Below are 19017 nucleotides of genomic sequence, written 5' to 3'. Positions count from 1 at the left end.
AAACCATTCATTCAACCAAAAACTAACACAAATGAAAGTTCGTTTTTTATTAATGGCAGGTGCTTTGTTTTTAGGAATTGTTTTTTCATCCTGCCACTGGCACCGCCACTATCACGATGTTTCTGTTTCAATAAATGATGATGAGGATATTTACCAATTAACAGCAAGGTTTGACGACAACAAAACAAGGGCAATTGAAAATTATATCCATGAGTATACAGACGGAGACAACATTTTTCAACGCGGAGGACACGGCAATATGGATGCTACTTTAATACTTGATGATGAAAGCAGGGTGTATATCAAATCACGGGAAGGCTGCCTGAAAATAAAGTTTAATAAAGAAGAAAATTCTGAAGAAGCTTACGAAAGGGTGAAGGATATGTGCGAGGGAATAAAGGAAATCTTAGCTAAAAATTAATGTAAAATAGTTTCGAAAGTTGAGTTGAAGTTGAAACACAAAAGTCCTGCCATTTTTGGCGGGACTCTTTTTGAAAAAATAAAACCTGCGCCATGAAAAAAAGACATCCTTTACTTTTTGTAAACCTGCTTGTACTGTTACTTTCAGTTGCCTGCAACCTGGGTACGCAAACAAGAACTATAAGTACAAGTGACGGCACTGCATCTCTTAAAATTGAATACAGGGGAGAAGTTTTTTTTAATGCAGAAGAAACTGCAATTGACGAAATTTCTCCGGGAGGTCATGTAAAATACAAGCTGAATGACAATCAGTTAACAGCTGAACCTGATGATAGCGGAATTGTTAGTTATAAACTATACTTTGGTGAGCGCCGCATGGATTTGAATGATACTGCTGCAAAAGAATTTTTTAAAACAGCAATGAATGATATTGCTGATCATTATCAAAGATAACCGGCCGTAATAAATTTTATCTTTGCTATATGAAAGATAATTTTTCAAAACAGGCAGCCGGCTATGCCAAATACCGGCCGCAATATCCCGAGACCCTGTTTACCTATATTGTTGATTTTGTAAAAGAAAAAAATACTGCCTGGGATTGTGGCACCGGCAACGGGCAAACAGCCGCAGCACTCAGCAAATATTTCAACACCGTTATTGCCACCGATATCAGCCAGCAACAAATTGATAATGCTTACCAGGCCAATAATATTTTTTACTCTTTACAACCTGCAGAACAAACCCATCTTGCTAATAAAAGCATTGACCTGATTACAGTTTCTCAAGCCTTGCACTGGTTTAATTTTGAACAGTTTTATGCAGAAGTAAACCGTGTGGCAAAGCCAGGTGCTGTAATTGCCGTGTGGACATATAGTTTATTACAAATAACTCCTGCAATTGATGCCATCATTCATCACTATCATTTTAATACATTAGCTAATTACTGGGATGCAGAAAGAAAATATGTAGATGATAATTATGCCAGCGTTCCTTTTCCCTTTGAAGAAGAAAACACTCCGCCTTTTGTAATACAATTAAATTGGTCTTTAAAAGACCTGGAAGGTTATTTTTATACCTGGAGTGCTTTGCAAAAATTTATTACAGCCAACAGCTATAGCCCGGTAGATGCACTGATGGAACAAATAAAACCATTATGGGGGGCTGAAGAAAAAAGGGAAATTATCTTTCCGGTTCACCTGCGGTTGGGTACAATAAAATAACAGCTTACATTTGCCAACAATAAACGAATCATTAAACTAATTAAAACTACATGAAAAATACTCCCTTTACACAAAAACACATTGCGCTTGGTGCAAAAATGGCTGAGTTTGCTGGCTATAATATGCCCATATCTTACAGTGGTATTAATGATGAACATGCAACAGTGCGTAATAATGCCGGTGTGTTTGATGTAAGCCATATGGGAGAATTTATTTTAAAGGGAGAAAATGCATTAGACCTTATTCAAAGAGTAACCACCAACGATGCATCTAAACTAACCAATGGTAAAGCACAATACAGTTGCTTACCCAATAATGATGGTGGTATTGTAGATGATCTGTTAGTGTATTGTGTGGAAGAAAACAAAGTGTACATGCTGGTGGTAAATGCCAGCAATATTGAAAAAGACTGGAACTGGATCAGCAGTTTTAATGACAAGAATGTAGAGATGCACAACATCTCAGATAAAACCTGTTTGCTGGCTATTCAAGGTCCCAATGCTACAAAAATTCTGCAGCCGCTTACCGATATGGACATCATGAATTTAAAATATTACACTTTTACAAAAGGCACATTTGCAGGGGTGGAAAATGTTTTGGTAAGCGCTACAGGTTACACAGGTGCAGGCGGGGTGGAAATTTATTTTGAAGATGTGAACGGCGATGCAGACAAAATATGGGATGCTATTTTTGAAGCAGGAAAAGCAGCAGGTATAAAACCAATTGGTTTGGGTGCAAGAGATACTTTGCGTTTAGAAATGGGCTTTTGTTTATATGGTAATGATATTGATGATACCACATCGCCATTGGAAGCAGGATTAGGATGGATCACCAAATTCACCAAACCTTTTACCAACAGTAGTTTTTTTGAAAAACAAAAAACTGATGGTGTTACAAAAAAACTGGTGGGCTTTGAAATGCTGGAAAGAGGTATTGCACGACATGATCATGAAATAAAAGATTTTGAAGGGACTATTATTGGTAAAGTTACTTCCGGCACGCAATCACCTTCATTAGGTAAAGCTATTGGGTTGGGATATGTTGATAAGAAATTTGCTGCTATTGATAGTGAAATTTATATCAGCATCAGGAATACATTGTTGAAAGCTAAAGTGGTGAAAATACCTTTTGTGTAATTGATAATGAAATAGTGGATAATGAATAATTTTTTCGGTTTGAATAGCGTTTTATCTTTAGTAAAAGCTTTAATGTTTAGTACATTATCAATTATCCATTAACCAATTATCCATTATTATGTCCCGGATTCATTTAACAACATTCATCGCTGCGCCTGCAGAAAGGGTTTTCGATTTAAGCCGTAGTATTAACCTGCATAGTATTTCAACGGCAGGAACTGATGAAAAAGCTATAGCAGGAGTTACAACAGGGTTGATCAATTTAAATGAAACCGTTACCTGGGAGGCTAAACATCTTTTTAAAACAAGACGACACACTTCTATAATATCAGCCATGGAAAAACCGGTTCAATTTGTGGATGAAATGACTACAGGAGATTTTAAAAGTTTCAGGCATCAGCATCATTTTAAATCTATTGATAATGGTACCATCATGATCGATATACTGGAATTTGAAAGTCCGTATGGAGCTGCAGGCAAATTTTTTAATGCCATTTATCTTAAAAAATACCTGCAAAAATTTTTAGAAAAAAGAAATAGCACTATAAAAGAATACGCTGAAACACAGAAGTGGAAAGCAATATTGAGCTAATGGATAATTGGTTAATGAATAATGGATAATTTTTTTGCAATTTGCAAAGGGTTTGTTCAGCAAAGAAATCTAAAATTTAAAACATTATTAATTATCCATTATTTCATTATCAATTAAATTACAGATGGAAAAAACAAAACCTACACTACATACCTGCCTTTCTCCGGCACTATTACATTTATATGATCTTAAAAATGCTGTAGTGGTAATTATTGATGTGTTCAGGGCAACATCAACTATTGCATCAGTTATAAAGAATGGTGCTAAATGTATCATACCTGTTGACGAAGTTTTTAAAGCTATTGAAATAAGCAAACAATTAGGTGCCATTGCAGCAGGCGAAAGAGACGGGCAGATTGCAGAAGGTTTACAGCATGGTAACTCACCGTTAGAATACAGCAGAGAATTTATTGAAGGCAAAACATTAGTGCTCACCACTACCAACGGCACCAAGTTATTGCAAATGGCTTTGGATAATAATGCAGATACTATCATCAGCGGTTCATTTCCTAACCTTTCTTCGGTTTGTAAATACTTAATAGAACAAAATAAAAATGTAGTGCTAGGTTGTGCCGGCTGGAAAGACCGCTACAATGTAGAAGACACTTTATTTGCCGGGGCCGTTATCAGTAAAGTAAAAGAATATTTTACCATTCATTGCGACAGCTCCTTAACTGCAGAATTATTATACGAAAACAATAAACACAACCTGATGGGTTTTGCACCCAACCTTACCCATTATCATCGCCTGGTAGAGCGTTTTGGATTGATAGAAGATATCAGTTTTTGTTTAACGCCAGATTCGGCAGATGTGCTGGTGGTATATAAAGATGGGAAATTAATAGCGGGGTAAAACATGAAAAAAGGAATTTTATACGGCATCATTTTCTCTGTTCTTGTTTTAGTGGTAGCTTTTTCCTTATTGAGTATCGGCTTTACAATGGATGGTCCGGGTATAGGAGTTTGGTTATCCCTGATTTTACTGATTGGTGCAATAATTACTGGTATTTTTTTTCTGAAAAATAAGTCTGCAACCATAGTGTATAGTGCAAAAACAGCCATTGTTTTAACCGCTACCTGGCTTTTATTATTTTTAATTGCCTTTTTTAGATAATTTTTCTGCAAATTTTCACGTTAAAGCCGCTTTTATAGCTGAAATAGTAAATCAGTACACTAAAATCATCGTCAGCTTTTTTGCTGATTTTCTTCACAAACTTTCCATTTTACGCCAAAAGCTCAGTTATTTTCCTTTACTTTTGCAAATTGCTCTTTTCAGAATGAACCAAAGTTGAAAAACCATGTTCAGGTTCACATCTGAAATCATAAATCGGCAATCCTAAATCATAAATGGCATTATCCCACCTTATTAAATACGTGTACAACAATGGTTCTGATGAAGTGATCCGCCGTGGAAAAAAGATCCAGTCGATGGGTTTTGTGGAACTGGTAGAGCATGACCATCTGATGGGCAGCGTGGTATTTCGTGTAAAAGACGATAGTTACAGTACTTTTTACAAAGTGTATATTCAAAAATATGCCGATGCTAAAAGTATTTCTGTGCGTTGCGGTTGCCCTTATAACCTGGGAGATATCTGCCGCCACGAAGCAGCAGCCTTATTGCGCCTGCAGGAAATGATTGATAAGAATATGCTGGGCAATGCTGCTATCCGCTACAACCAGCGCCATACGGTAGCCAAGATGAAACATATTGACCTGAAGATGATCAAACTATTTTCATCTCCCGGAATTTATGAGCAGGCAGAAGATATGTTACGTACTGTAAAAGCAACTATTTTAAAAGCCGGTGATGAAAGAGTGGAAGCAGAACTGGAATACGACGGCCAAACCTTTCCGTTAGTAATACAAAAAAATGACGAACGTAATTTTGATACCTCCTGCAAATGTGATGAAGCAGAACATCCGCTTTGCGAACATAAAACAATGCTTTTTCTGCAATTACTAAATGCTTACGGCCCTTATTATTTTGATACCATCCGTAACTGGGACAAAGAAAAAAATAAATTATTACAGATATACGGTTATAGTTTAGATGACGACCTGAAAGGTAAATTTGAATTTACCTATAAAGACGGCAAACCATTTTTAAAAGTGCTGGACACTACTATTAAACGTGTGGCAGCACCAGCAGCTGGTATGAGCAGCCAACGGCCTGCAGAAGTTTTTGTAACACCGGTTGAAGAAACAGAAAATGAAACTGCCACGCAGGCGCCACCAGAAAAGAAGTTGGGTGTGGTATTCAATTTTAATGCAACCACCTATCCTTACTTTACTGTAGATGCCATACAAGGCGATGCTGATGAAGAAAATAAAAAATTTACCACAAAAGTTGAAAAACTAGACCTGGCAAAATTTGTAAATGCAGAAGTATTCAGTGAAGATGATAAACAATTACTGCAGCAGGTGCGTAAGCTACAGGTAAGTGAGATCAATAAATACCTGGATAGAAATTCTCCGTTCAGCGGCATTTGGGAAAACATCATCCAGACAGATGGTGATGAATTACCCGAAGAAACCAAAAGCCTGATGGCAGAATATCTTCAACCCAAACTAAAAAAACTATTTGAAGAGCAGGCCGCTAATAATTTTATTTTTTACCTGCCGGAGAAAAAAGTTTTTAAAACAGAAAATTTAAAAGAATTAGAAATAAGCGATCATTTTATTTCACCGGTATTTAAAGTGCTGGCAAAGAACAATCATTTTGAAATAGCCTGCACGGTAAAAATGCAGGGTGAGATCATTCCTTTTTCAGATAATGAATGTAACAGCAGCCTTGTTTTTTTACATGAAAAAACACTTTACCTCTGGCAAAAATCGGAAGATGTATTGCAGGCCGAAAAATTTATTAAAGAAGGCAATATACAGTTAAGCAAAGAAAACTGGGCCGAAAAAATGCAGAAAGTGATCATGCCTTTAACCAAGGAGTATCACGTGGAGTTTGATAAAAACTTAATACGGGAAATTAAAAGCGGCGAGCCTGATGTAAAGCTGCAATTGCAGGAAAAGGGCGACTACCTGGTGTTTCAGCCCATATTCAGTTACCAGGGTTTTGAAACGAAAGCTTCGGACAGGGAAACGATCACTATACCTGATGGCGATAAAATATTAATTGTTCACCGCAATAAAGAAGCAGAGGAAAAATTTATTCAGAAACTGGAAGCACTGCATTCAATGTTTGTGCGGCCTAACGATAACAGCAGCCTGGTTTTAAAAGGTGCTGATGTGTTACGTAATAACTGGTTCTTTTTGTTTGTGGATGCCATGAAGGAAATGAAAGTACCTGTATATGGTTTTGAAGCTTTGAAGAATTTCCGCTTCAACACGGCAAAACCCAACACACATATACATGTAAGCAGTGGGCTGGATTGGTTTGATGCCAAAGTGGAAATTGAATTTGGCGAACAGCGTGTAGGCATTGATGATATTAAGAAGGCTTTGGTGAACAAGCAATCTTTTGTACAATTGGGCGATGGCAGTTTGGGTATTTTACCCGACGAGTGGTTAAAAAGATATTCGCTGCTGTTTAAAGTGGGCGACGACCACCGCAACCGCCTGCGCTTATCAAAATACCACATGAGTGTGATTGATGAGCTGTACGAAAACCGCAATGAAACCGAACTGAGTTTTGAACTGGATGAAAAGTTTGAACGCTTAAGAGAATTTAAAAATATTCCGGAAATACCGGCACCAGAACATTTGCAACCCATTTTGCGGCCTTATCAAACTTCGGGTTTTCAATGGCTGAGTTATCTTAACGATGTAAACTGGGGCGGTATTTTAGCAGATGATATGGGTTTGGGTAAAACCATACAGGCTTTAACCATGTTGCACCACTATAAAGCCACAACGGGTAATTTAAAAGCCATTGTTATCTGCCCTACCACTTTGATCTATAACTGGAAGAATGAAGTAGATAAATTTACGCCAACCTTAACCTGGCATATTCATCATGGCAGCATGCGTAGCCGCAGTGCAGAAGACCTGCAGAAATTTAATATTATCATCACCACTTACGGCACTTTAAGAAGCGATATTCAACTCTTACTAAAAATAAAATTTGATTACGTTGTATTAGATGAAAGCCAGGCCATTAAAAATCCTTCTTCCAAAGTTACCAAGGCTGCATGTTTGCTGGAGGCAAAGAACAGGTTGTGCATGAGTGGTACACCATTGCAGAATAACACATTTGATATTTTTGCACAAATGAATTTCCTCAATCCCGGTTTACTGGGAAGTATGGAATTCTTTAGAAACGAATTTGCAACGCCTATTGATAAATTTGGCGAGCAGGAACAGAAGGATCATTTAAGAAAATTATTATACCCCTTTATTTTACGCCGTACTAAAGAACAGGTGGCCAAAGACCTGCCCGATAAAACTGAAACCATTTTGTTTTGCGAAATGGAAAAAGAACAACGGGATATTTATGAAGCTTACCGGGATACTTACCGGAGTAAAATTTTGGGAGAAATTGACCAGCAGGGTATTGGTAAATCGCAATTGACCATTTTACAAGGCTTGATGAAGCTGCGGCAGATATGCGATAGCCCGGCCATTTTAAATGAAGAAGACAAGTACCCTAATCATTCCATTAAATTAGATGAACTGGCGAGAGAGTTAACAGAAAATATCGGCGAACACAAAGCACTGGTATTCTCCCAGTTTTTAGGCATGCTGGCGCTTATAAGAAAAACATTAACAGAACAAGGTGTTCCATTTGAATATTTTGATGGCAGCACTTCTGCAACGGATAGGGAAAAAGCCATCCAGAATTTCCAGAATAATGATGAGTGCAGGGTATTCCTGATCTCTTTAAAAGCGGGTGGTGTAGGGTTAAACTTAACAGCGGCAGACTATGTGTACATTGTTGACCCTTGGTGGAACCCGGCTGTGGAGCAACAGGCTATTGACCGTACACATCGTATTGGCCAGACCAAAAACATTTTTGCATACAGGATGATCTGTATCGATACTATAGAAGATAAAATTTTACAACTCCAGGAGCGTAAGCGGAAACTGGCAAGCGAATTAATAGCCGACGATGCCAGCTTTGTTAAGGCGCTCAGTAAATCTGATGTGGAGTATTTATTTAGCTAGGTAATGCCGGGGCTATTAAGAAGCTATAAAATCTTTTAACCTTCTGAATTCCCTGTTGGAACTCGATTGGAAGAAGCTGTTGATTACAGCACCTAAAGACTTTACTAATACTGCAAATGCAGTTGGTTGGGATGATTGGATCTTTTTCATGTTATTATCGGATTTTGAACTTTAAAGTTACAATTCAACAGAACTCTTGTCAAGAGTGGTTTTGCTGATTTATAGGGTTCGGTATTTTCCGAAAGGATCGAGTTATTTTACAAGCGGGGTTTGCCACTTGCGCCTGAACTGTTTTCCTTTTTTATAATATCTTATAGGATACACATCCGGATTCTGGCGGAGCTTACCTATAAAATTTCTTACTACCTGTAATATTGGATTGGTCATAAGGTGTTGATTAGGTTTGTTCATAGTATAAAATATTATCTTTTATGTAACGAGACACCAAAAGGAATATTGTATTACAAATCAAAAAGAGTAAAAATACCTGCCTGTAAATTCCGCTGTTAAAATGCAACCTTGTTGGAAAGATAATCTGCAACGATAACCAGTTACAACAACCAAAACTTTATTTTTGCAAAGTGAAATGGTTAGCCTTTATATTCTCCTGGTACATTTTATTATTGCCTGCGCTTCCCTGTGCAGACAGTAACGAATGTAAACCTGTTGATCAAACTAAGGTATCGGCGACAGACTGCCGGGGTCAGCAGCACCAGCACGAAGATGAGGCCTGCAGCCCGTTTTGCGCCTGCGCCTGTTGCGGACAGGTTTTTGCACCGGGCTTTCAGCTGAATAAGATCAACCTTACCAAACCTGCCACACAAAAGCAACAATACTTTTATACCAGTGTTTCACTTTCTTCCCGTCATTTGGGTACTATCTGGCAACCGCCAAAAGTTTAGTTAATGAGAAAAGGCAAGTATGCCTTAACCGTGTTATTTACAACACATTCATTATTCATCTTACTAAACACACAACAATGCAAAAAATAATGCTGCTGTTATTGGCTTGTATATTATCAGGCAATACCAAGGCACAACATACATTTAGAACGATCATAAAAGATGGAACAACCGATGCTCCATTAGTAAGCGTAACGGTTTTGTTTGAAAAAGGCAACAAAGCCACCGTATCCGATGAACAGGGATATGCAGTACTATACAATATTTACGAGGGGAAACAAAAAATTGTGTTTAGCCGTGTAGGCTACATAACACAGGAACACCGTTTTGTTTTTCCTTTAAAAGATACCAGCACCATTGAAATAATAATGGAGCCCAACAAAGATGAGTTGAGCGAAGTAATTGTACAAAGCACAAGAACCAGCCGTACCATTAAAAACACACCCACAAGGGTAGAAACTATTGATGGCGAGGAGCTGGATGAGAAAAACAATATGCGCCCTGCAAATGTGTCTATGCTGTTGCACGAGAGTACGGGCCTGCAGGTGCAGCAGACATCTGCTACCAGCGGCAACGCCAGCATACGGGTGCAGGGGCTGGATGGCAGGTACACACAGCTGCTGAAAGATGGCTATCCCAATTTTGGCAATTTTGCCAGTGGTTTAAGTGTGCTGGAAATTCCGCCACTGGACCTTAAACAGGTGGAAGTAATTAAAGGACCGGCTTCAACTTTGTATGGTGGGGGTGCCATAGCAGGGGTGGTAAACTTTATAAGCAAAGCACCCGGCAAAAAATTTGAAGGCGATATGATCGTTAACCAATCGCATATTGGCCAAACAAATATTGGTGCTTATATAGCACAAAAGAAGGGTAAGCTGGGCTATACATTTTTAGGCCTGGTAAATTTTCAAAAAGCTTATGATGTAGATAAGGATGAGTTTTCTGAAATACCAAAGAGCAACAATTTTACTATTAACCCAAGATTGTTTTATTATCCCGATGCAACTACTACTATTATGCTGGGTAATAGTTTTACCAAAGGCAATAATACAGGTGGAGATATGGAAGTAATAAAAGGAAAGGCAGATGTCAATCATACTTATTTTGAAAAGAATACTACCGTAAGAAATACAACAACTTTTGAAGTGGATAAAAAACTGGGCGGTAAAAACAGTTTCAAATTAAAACAGAGCGTAAGTATTTTCGACAGGCATATCACCATTCCGAACTATATTTTTTCGGGTATCAGCACTAATAGTTTTACTGACCTATCATTGCTTTTTGTAAAGCAAAAACATACCATGATTGGTGGTGTAAACTTTGTGTTTGATAAATTCAAACAGGAAAACAGCAACAACCAGAACACTCAATCCTTTACAGCAGGCGGTTATTTGCAGGATACATGGGACATCAGCGAAAAAGTGAAAATTGAAAGCGGGCTAAGAATTGATAATGTAACCTATAAAAATATCAACTACAATAAAAATCAAACATTTGTATTGCCCAGAACATCTGTCTTATTTAAGATCAGCAATAAAATAAGTTCAAGAGTTGGTGGTGGATTAGGGTATAAAATTCCTACCATTTTTACAGAGCAAACCGAAACGATGCAGTACCAGAATGTATTGGCATTAAATAATGTGAAAGCAGAAAAAAGCGTTGGCGGCACCGCTGACATTAATTTCAAAACAATGCTTGCAACAAACCTTTCATTCAGTATCAATCAAATGTTTTTTTATACCGGTATTAATCAACCCCTGGTATTGCAGAAAGATAATGCCGGTAATTATTATTTTACCAATGCTTCAAAATCTGTTATCAGCAAGGGGTTTGAAACCAACCTTAAATTTATTTACAAGGAAGACCTGAAATTATTTGTGGGCTATACATTTACTAACGCTAAAGCAAAGTATTTAACCACCAATCAGTTTCTGCCACTTTTGCCAAAGCATAAACTCAACCTCACTTTGATGTATGAAAAGGAAGATAATTTTAAACTAGGCTTAGAAAGTTATTTTACCGGCAGCCAGTATTTATACAACGGAAGTAAAACGCCATCTTTTCATGAGTTGGGATTTATGGCGCAAAAGACATTTAATACAATCTCTTTCTTTGTAAATTTTGAAAATTTTACAGACGAAAGACAGAGCAAATACAAAACCGTGGTAAATCCGCCTCACAGCAACCCGACATTTGATGATATCTGGAACCATACTGAAGGCTTTGTGGTAAACGGAGGTATTAAGCTTAAGCTTTAACGATATATTAGTTAAAGACAGTGTATTTTTACAGTGAATTAAATTTAATGAAAATGAACAGACTTAATTGTTGGAAATGTGTATTACTGCTTGCTTCTGTTTTAGGGATAGCACATGCATTTACGGCATAGTAATAAACACATCATTTCTATATTGGGTTGCAGATATTTTATCTGCAACCCTTTTTATTTATACATACCTATAATTGCAACTATACTGCATTTGGCGTTAACAATTAATAAAGATTCATTCTGATTACCTTAGTGTATTTCCCAATAGCAAAAAATTTCAGTGATGATGAATCTGAAAGATATCAGTAAAAAAATTATGAAAGGCGATTTCAGCAGCCTTCTTGGTTTTGGCGGCAGCAATAAAAAAGTACATCCAACAGAGGTTGCAAAAATGCTGGGCGCTGTACCAACTGAAACTGCTTTGCAGGCATTTGAATCTTTGCCGGCAACTACACAGTCAAAAGTTTTTGCCTACCTGGATACACTGTTGCAAAAAAAAATTATTAAAAAACTTACAAAATCACGGGCTGCGTTTATTTTAAATGAATTGAGTTCCGATGACAGGATTGCTTTTTATTCTTCTTTAAAAGGTGTTGAACGATCTGCTTTTTTAGAATTATTACATGATAAAAACAAAGATGCGGTACACGATATTTTAGGTTACCCGGATAATAGTGTGGCGAGGCTTATCAATACAGAATTTGCCACTATCAGTACTGAATTAACCATTGCAGAAGCAAATGAACATTTGCGTAAAAATCATAAAGACACCGAAGCTGCCAATGTAATTTATGTAGTAGATAAAGAAGGAAAATTGATTGATGATATTCCTGTGCGCAGGTTTATTTTAAATGATCCTGATAAAAAAGTAGCGGATATTTTAGATGGCTTTTGTGTAACACTACACATGACGGATAGCAAAGAAGATGCGGTAGCTAAATTTAAAGAGTATGACAGGGTAGTGTTACCGGTAACTAATGCAGAAAATATCCTGCTTGGTGTATTAACGGTAGATGATGTGCTGGATGCAGCAGAACAAAGAGACACAAAAGAGATACAAAACTTTGGTGGTGTGGAAGGGCTCGATTATCCGTATGTAAAAACATCTTTTTTCTCACTGATAAAAAAGAGGGCAACGTGGTTAATAGTATTATTCGTTGGCGAAATGCTGACTGCAACAGCAATGGGATATTTTGATGCTGAGATTTCTAAAGCGGTGGTATTGGCATTGTTTGTGCCGCTGATTATATCCAGTGGTGGTAATAGCGGTTCGCAGGCTGCAACGTTGATCATTCGTGCAATGGCACTAAAAGAACTGACTATAAAAGACTGGTGGTTTGTGATGCGGCGTGAAATTTTATCAGGGCTTACACTAGGTTTTATTTTAGGTACTATTGGTTTTGTACGCATTGCAGTATGGCAAAGCCTTCATCTTTATAATTACGGCAGGTATTGGTTTTTATTGGCACTCACCATTTTCTTTTCACTAATTGGTATTGTTATGTGGGGTACATTAAGCGGTTCTATGATCCCCATTGTTTTAAAAAAATGTAAACTGGACCCGGCCACTTCATCAGCACCGCTTGTTGCTACTTTGGTGGATGTTACGGGCCTTGTAATTTATTTTACCTTCGCTGCAATTATTCTGAAAGGAACGATTTTAAAATAAAAAATGGCACACCATCATTCTGAAGAACATCATGCCGGGCACAGTCATAGTCATGCGCCTGTAGTAACAAACTTAAACAAAGCTTTTGTTGTAGGTATTGTATTAAATCTTGCCTATGTGCTCATACAAGTGGTGATTGGTTTAAAAATTAATTCACTTTCTTTGTTATCTGATGCCGGGCATAATTTTTTAGACGTGGCAGGCCTTGCTTTAGCCATGCTGGCTTTTAAACTGGCAAAAAGTAAAAGCACTGAAAAATATACTTATGGTTATCGCAAAGCATCAATACTAATTTCATTGCTTAACGCTGTAGTGCTGTTAATTTCCATTGGTGCTATTGCTTATGAAGCAGCATTCCGTTTTAAATATCCGCAGCAACTGCCTGGTACAACAATAGCCATCATTGCTGCCATTGGTATTGTTATCAACGCTGTTTCGGCATTCATGTTTTTCCGGGATAGGGAAAATGATATCAATGTGAAAAGTGCATTTTTACATTTAGCATCCGATGCATTAGTTTCTCTTGGCCTTGTGGTGGGTGGCATTATTATTCATTATACACAACTTTACTGGATAGATCCATTATTGAGTATCATTATTTGCCTGGTGATTATTGCCAGCACCTGGAGTTTGTTAAAAGATAGCCTGCGGCTTTCTTTGGATGGTGTTCCGGAAAATATTGATGTGCAAAAAATTAAAACTGCTGCACTGCAGGTTGCAGGAGTGAAAGACATTCATCATTTGCATGTGTGGGCTATCAGCACCAACAGAAATGCTTTAACAGCTCATATCATTTTAGATAACAGTACAACGATGTTACAGGCACAGCAAGTAAAGGAAAAATTAAAACACGAATTAGAGCACCTCAATATTCATCATGTTACATTAGAAACCGAGGTGTTGGAAAAACCATGTACAGAAAATGATTGTTAGTTATTTTGCTATGCTGAAAACCTGCGCTGGGGCGCTGTTTTTCAAAACCACTAATACATTATTTTCTTTCATGTACACCAGTTTACGGCTTTCGCCTCTAACTTTTAATCCATCTGTAGCGTGTGAAACCGCAGTAAATGCTCCTTTACCATTTCCTTTCATAAGTAAAATAGAAGATGCATCAATATTGCCTACCATTACAGCGGGATCGTAAGTGTTGCCGCAAACTAAAATATCTTTGATGCCATCTTTATCAAAATCATCAATCACCATATCATTGATATTGGAGAATTGTGCCTGTTCGGGAAAGGCTACAAAACGATAACTGCCATTGCCATTATTAAGTAATACTCCCGATTCAAAGAAATTACTTTTGTATACGTCCATCCCCTGTTGTTGTTCGGGTGTAAAAAGCTTATCCAATGTGGTGCCGGAATAATCTTTGTAACGGATGAATTTTTTTCTCATCGAAGGCATCTGGTCAATCAATTGATCACGGCTGAAAAGCGGGTAGCATTTGCCCTGGTTGTAATAACCCAGCACGGCATCATAACTGCCGTTGCCATCAAAATCTTTTGCATATACTGTACAGGGGTTGTAATAATTACCTTTTATAGAACAGTTGGTTCCACGGTTACCCACAATAATATCCTGGTCGCCATCGCCATCAATATCGTCTGTTTTTAAACTGTACCACCAGCCGCTGAACTCATCCATATTGATGGTGGTATCCTGTTTTGTTACAGGAGAAATAAAGCTTACTGTTTGTTGTTGTTTTTTAAAAACACCATTTTGTATTTTAAAAACTGATACCGGCATCCATTCACCAGAGAGTATCAATTCATTTTTTCCATCACCATCAACATCACTCCACATTGCACAGTTGGTAATGCCGGGCTTAACCAATTCTTTAGCCACATCATTGGTTACATTGGTAAATACACCTTTATTATTTTGCAGCAACATGCTGTTATCGGCTTTGGGAAATTTACCTGGTAATACATGCCCGCTTACAAACAGGTCCATATCACCATCATTATCATAGTCGAGCGGAATTACGCAAGAGCCATTGAAAGCTTCTGTGGGTAATGCTTTTACTGCACGGGTAAAATTCCCTTTACCATCATTCATGTACAACCTGTCCTGGTATAAAGGGCTGCCGGCATCAAATTCGGCACCACCGCTCACCACGTACAGGTCCATATCTTTATCACCATCCGCATCAAAAAATACAGCACCCATATCCTCATAAGCTTTATCTGCTGTAAAAGCAGGTAGTTTTTTTTCTGTAAAAGAACCGTCAGCATTCTGCAACATCAGTTTTCCTTCAATACCTGCGGCACCGCCAATATACATATCCTGTTTACCATCACCATTTACATCTGCCGCAGCATAGTAAGGCCCCTTTCGGCTACACTTATACGGTATTAATGGTTCTCTTTTAAAATCGATGTAATCATTTTCTACCTGCGTATATTTTAATTTGTTCTGGTTAGAAATATCAGCAAATAAAGTTGATTTTTTTTCTGCTGTTTCGGGTGCCGTTATTTTGGCCTCGCTTTCTGCAATGGTTAATACCTGGTTGGCTTTTACATTTTCTAAAACAATTGTCTTAAGAGAAGGAAAAGTGATTTCCACACGGGGAATAACCGTTTCGGCACCGGTACCAAAATGTAAAAAATGCTCGGAGGAAGATAAAAATCCCCGTTGTGGATTATAATGCAATAACTGTACCTGGCCATTTGTATTAGTAAGTTTTACAACACAGCCATACACTTCCTCTTTTGACGTGGGTGTTTTTAAAAACTTAAAACGTAAATAGTTAGCTGTACCAGCATTATCTGTACTATTATTTTTAAAAACAAATGGCTCGTCGTCTACATTATTAATTACTAAATCCAGGTCCCCGTCGTTATCTAAATCGGCATATGCAGCACCGCTTGAAAAAGAGGCTGGTTCATCCATCCACACATCAGTGTATTTGTCAAATTTTAAAGTACCATTATTATGATAAAAATAATTTTTAGTTTTTACCGAAGGAATACTTTGCAGCCATTTATCTAAATCAACACTTTGCCCCCTGTTCATAGCGTTGATGATGGAATCGAGAATAAAAACTTTATAATCCCAATCGGTGATATCTCTTTTTATTCCATTGGTTACATAAATATCTTTCCACCCATCGTTATCAAAATCTGCGATCAAAGGCGCCCAGCTCCATTCTGTTTCGGCCACACCGGCATAATTGGCAACTTCGCTAAAAGTGCCATCAGTATTATTCAACTGTAAACTATTGCGGGGGTATTGGTAAAACAAACCAAACTGCAGCATCAGTTGAAATTTATCATAGTTCTGGTTTACTGCAAATAATTGTTTTTGCCTTTTAGGTTCTTCCACAGCCATATCCACTACATAAATGTCTTCCAGGCCATCGTTGTTTATATCTGCAATATCAGAACCCATGGCAGAAAAACTGGTATGGCTTAAATGTTCGGTAAGCTTATTGGTAAACGTTCCGTTTTTATTGTTGAGAAAGAAAAAATCGGGTTTATTAAAATCATTGGCCACATAAATATCAGGCCAGCCATCTTTATTATAATCAAATATGGAAGCGCTTAAGCCAAAAGCGTGAGTGATTAAGCCGGCTTTTTTTGTAACATCAACAAATTTGCCGCCCCGGTTTTCAAAAAGCCTGTCACTGGTATATACGGTAGTAGTATCTTCCACATACACCAGCTTTCCATTTTCCATCCTGGCAGGTATCGTCATCGATTTAGTGAAATCATCAAGATGGTCTACAAAAAATACATCTTTATCTCCATCATTATCATAATCAAAAAAGTAAGATTGAATGGTAAAACTGGCATCTTCCAAACCATATTCAGCAGCTTTATTGGTAAAAGTGAGGTTGCCGTTATTGATGTAAAGAATCTTCTTTCTCAGCTTAGGATCTTTAAACCCTGATTTACAAACAAAGATGTCAAGTAAACCATCATTATTTACATCCACCATATTTACACCGGTCTTAATGCCATCGCCACCATCAACGCCGGCACTTAAAGTAATATCCTGAAACTTAAAATTGCCCAGGTTTAAATACAATTTATTACGCCCTCTTGTAGAAGAAAAATAAATATCCTGTAAGCCATCATTATTTATATCGCCAATACTTACACCACCACCAACATACAAATTTTCGTACAGGTACATAAACATGGTAGCATCTTCTGTAACATCATTTCTAAAAGTGATACCTGTACCTGATGAGGGTAGTAAAGTAAACTTTTTTTGTTGGGCACCTGTATTGTTTGCAAACAGCAGGCACAACAACAAAAAATAAAAACAACGGTATAGTTTTGTCATAATAGTTATTTAACGATTGCTGCAGGATATAAAATTTGTAATACATTTTTTCCAATGGCTTTTCCCTGCAACACACTAATACGTGCGGTTTCGGGATAATGAATACCGCCATAAACACGGCTGGTGGATGATTCAAGCGACGCTTCGTAAAAAGAATTAAATGTTCTGGTGCCCTGGCCAAACGGAATTTCAGTTTTATCGGTAAACACATAATTATCGCCTAGTAAAGCGGTAAGTATTGTTGATGCCGCATTGGAAGTTACAGAGTGGCCGCTGGTAAATTCTGGAAAAGGTGGTGTTTGAATAAAGGGTACCCAGTTACGATCTACATTACGGTTGATAATAGTGATGGGGCGAATAAGATTGATCTTGTATTTTTCGTCCCAGCAACTGATAAAGGCATCAAAAATAGCAACTGTGGTAAGCGCATATACCTGCGCCGATTTTGTAACGGAAATATTTTTTTCGGCACAGGCCTGGCCGGCAATCATTACCCAATGGCCACCGGGAGAGATTTTATGAATGAAATAATTCAGGTGGCCAATGTTTGCAGATACATTAGGGTTATCATCCCAATATAATGCAGTGGCTTTTCTAACAGAATCTAAATTGTTTACAATGTTGTAGCATTCCATCATGGTTTTATAAAACATAGATTTTTTATCCATGCTGTACACCAGTTTTTCTTTGGGAGAAAATTGTGATGGAGAGCTTAAAGTTAATGGCCTGATGGTGTTCCAATGTGGTTCCAGCCCTTGTGCATAATCTAACGGTGTGGGTTGCCAGTCGCCGGGTTTATGACTGATCACATAACGCATCAATCCTCTCGACTTTAAGTAATTGTCTCTTTTTGTCCATGCAATAATACTATCGGCAACAAGGCGGCCGTATTGAACAGAATTTTTAATCACCATGGTATCTCCCTGGCGCATTAAAGAATCAGTAAATGCTGTTCTCCAGTTTTCTATTTTATACTCGGTACCCACCAAAGTTTGTGCTACATAAGAAAATGATGCACAGGCGGCGATAAAATTATCTACCTTTTTGTTAGCGGGTAATGCCGGTAACGTTTTAAGTCCATTCAGTTTTCCGGTTAATGTGGGCAATGAAGGATCATCTAAACGTATGCATTCATAAAATGCGATATTGGGATATACATAGATACGGCTTGCAATGGGTGGTGTAAAAAGATCTTCCATAACCGTATTTACCAAAAGCTTATTTAAGTTGTGCAGTAATTGTTCTTTTTGCTGTGCAAAGTTTTTGGTGCTTGTAAATAAAAAAATAGTTGCCAAAAGAGTGTATAATACTCTTTTGCGGAGATTGTTTAAGCTCATTTGTAGGAGGTTTGGTAACGCTTAAACAAATTTAAAAGAAAAAATTGGTGTTTGAGGCAAT

The 19017-nt window shown here is 37.7% G+C and carries 16 protein-coding genes; 12 read left to right on the top strand and 4 right to left on the bottom strand.

Features of this window, described 5'->3' with window-relative positions; genetic code table 11:
* Window positions 1-31: 31 nt before the first annotated feature.
* The 8 genes from ACQ334_RS19855 to ACQ334_RS19820 all read left to right on the top strand — a co-directional run bounded on the left by ACQ334_RS19855 (window position 32) and on the right by ACQ334_RS19820 (window position 8483).
* Window positions 32-421, top strand: coding sequence for a hypothetical protein (locus ACQ334_RS19855; RefSeq protein WP_430990012.1), 390 nt, complete (start codon window positions 32-34; stop codon window positions 419-421).
* A 92-nt stretch (window positions 422-513) separates the two neighbouring features.
* Entirely contained in the window at window positions 514-873 is a 360-nt protein-coding gene (locus tag ACQ334_RS19850) for a hypothetical protein (RefSeq protein WP_430990011.1), read from the top strand.
* Window positions 874-902: 29 nt separating this feature from the next.
* The gene (locus tag ACQ334_RS19845) at window positions 903-1640 is read left to right on the top strand and encodes a class I SAM-dependent methyltransferase (protein ID WP_430990010.1); all 738 of its coding nucleotides are present in this window, start codon (window positions 903-905) and stop codon (window positions 1638-1640) included.
* Between the two features lie 50 nt (window positions 1641-1690).
* Entirely contained in the window at window positions 1691-2776 is a 1086-nt protein-coding gene (gene gcvT, locus ACQ334_RS19840) for a glycine cleavage system aminomethyltransferase GcvT (RefSeq protein ID WP_430990009.1), read from the top strand.
* A gap of 118 nt (window positions 2777-2894) precedes the next feature.
* Window positions 2895-3368 (top strand): SRPBCC family protein, encoded by a 474-nt coding sequence (locus ACQ334_RS19835; RefSeq protein ID WP_430990008.1) that lies wholly within the window; start codon window positions 2895-2897, stop codon window positions 3366-3368.
* 124 nt (window positions 3369-3492) lie between these two features.
* Window positions 3493-4221 carry a 2-phosphosulfolactate phosphatase gene (locus ACQ334_RS19830; protein WP_430990007.1) on the top strand — a complete coding sequence of 243 codons (729 nt, stop codon included), beginning with the start codon at window positions 3493-3495 and terminating at the stop codon, window positions 4219-4221.
* A gap of 3 nt (window positions 4222-4224) precedes the next feature.
* The gene (locus ACQ334_RS19825) at window positions 4225-4482 is read left to right on the top strand and encodes a hypothetical protein (RefSeq protein ID WP_430990006.1); all 258 of its coding nucleotides are present in this window, start codon (window positions 4225-4227) and stop codon (window positions 4480-4482) included.
* A 233-nt stretch (window positions 4483-4715) separates the two neighbouring features.
* The gene (locus ACQ334_RS19820) at window positions 4716-8483 is read left to right on the top strand and encodes an SNF2-related protein (protein WP_430990005.1); all 3768 of its coding nucleotides are present in this window, start codon (window positions 4716-4718) and stop codon (window positions 8481-8483) included.
* A 15-nt stretch (window positions 8484-8498) separates the two neighbouring features.
* Here the strand turns inward: ACQ334_RS19820 and ACQ334_RS19815 are convergent, their stop codons facing one another.
* Together ACQ334_RS19815 and ACQ334_RS19810 are read right to left on the bottom strand one after the other, a co-directional pair.
* Window positions 8499-8633, bottom strand: a complete 135-nt coding sequence (locus ACQ334_RS19815; protein ID WP_430990004.1) for a hypothetical protein — start codon at window positions 8631-8633, stop codon at window positions 8499-8501.
* A 102-nt stretch (window positions 8634-8735) separates the two neighbouring features.
* Complete coding sequence (locus tag ACQ334_RS19810) at window positions 8736-8894, bottom strand: hypothetical protein (RefSeq protein WP_430990003.1); 159 nt, start codon at window positions 8892-8894, stop codon at window positions 8736-8738.
* Window positions 8895-9064: 170 nt separating this feature from the next.
* Between ACQ334_RS19810 and ACQ334_RS19805 the strand changes: the two genes are divergently transcribed.
* From ACQ334_RS19805 to ACQ334_RS19790, 4 genes are all read left to right on the top strand, one after another.
* Window positions 9065-9385, top strand: coding sequence for a DUF6660 family protein (locus ACQ334_RS19805; protein ID WP_430990002.1), 321 nt, complete (start codon window positions 9065-9067; stop codon window positions 9383-9385).
* A gap of 77 nt (window positions 9386-9462) precedes the next feature.
* Window positions 9463-11643, top strand: coding sequence for a TonB-dependent receptor (locus ACQ334_RS19800; RefSeq protein WP_430990001.1), 2181 nt, complete (start codon window positions 9463-9465; stop codon window positions 11641-11643).
* A 294-nt stretch (window positions 11644-11937) separates the two neighbouring features.
* Window positions 11938-13323 carry a magnesium transporter gene (gene mgtE, locus ACQ334_RS19795; RefSeq protein WP_430990000.1) on the top strand — a complete coding sequence of 462 codons (1386 nt, stop codon included), beginning with the start codon at window positions 11938-11940 and terminating at the stop codon, window positions 13321-13323.
* Between the two features lie 3 nt (window positions 13324-13326).
* A complete protein-coding gene (locus tag ACQ334_RS19790) occupies window positions 13327-14256 on the top strand; it encodes a cation diffusion facilitator family transporter (protein ID WP_430989999.1) in 930 nt (309 codons plus the stop codon).
* Here ACQ334_RS19790 and ACQ334_RS19785 read toward each other — a convergent pair whose 3' ends face one another.
* Together ACQ334_RS19785 and ACQ334_RS19780 are read right to left on the bottom strand one after the other, a co-directional pair.
* Complete coding sequence (locus ACQ334_RS19785; RefSeq protein ID WP_430989998.1) at window positions 14257-17619, bottom strand: VCBS repeat-containing protein; 3363 nt, start codon at window positions 17617-17619, stop codon at window positions 14257-14259.
* 5 nt (window positions 17620-17624) lie between these two features.
* A complete protein-coding gene (locus tag ACQ334_RS19780) occupies window positions 17625-18956 on the bottom strand; it encodes a vanadium-dependent haloperoxidase (protein ID WP_430989997.1) in 1332 nt (443 codons plus the stop codon).
* Between the last annotated feature and the right edge of the window lie 61 nt (window positions 18957-19017).

Origin of the sequence: Ferruginibacter sp. SUN106, from assembly GCF_050611765.1 — a bacterium.
In the GTDB taxonomy this organism is placed as follows: Bacteria; Bacteroidota; Bacteroidia; order Chitinophagales; family Chitinophagaceae; genus Ferruginibacter.
Note: the sequence above shows the minus strand (reverse complement) of the source record. Positions and strands in the feature narration are given on the sequence as shown.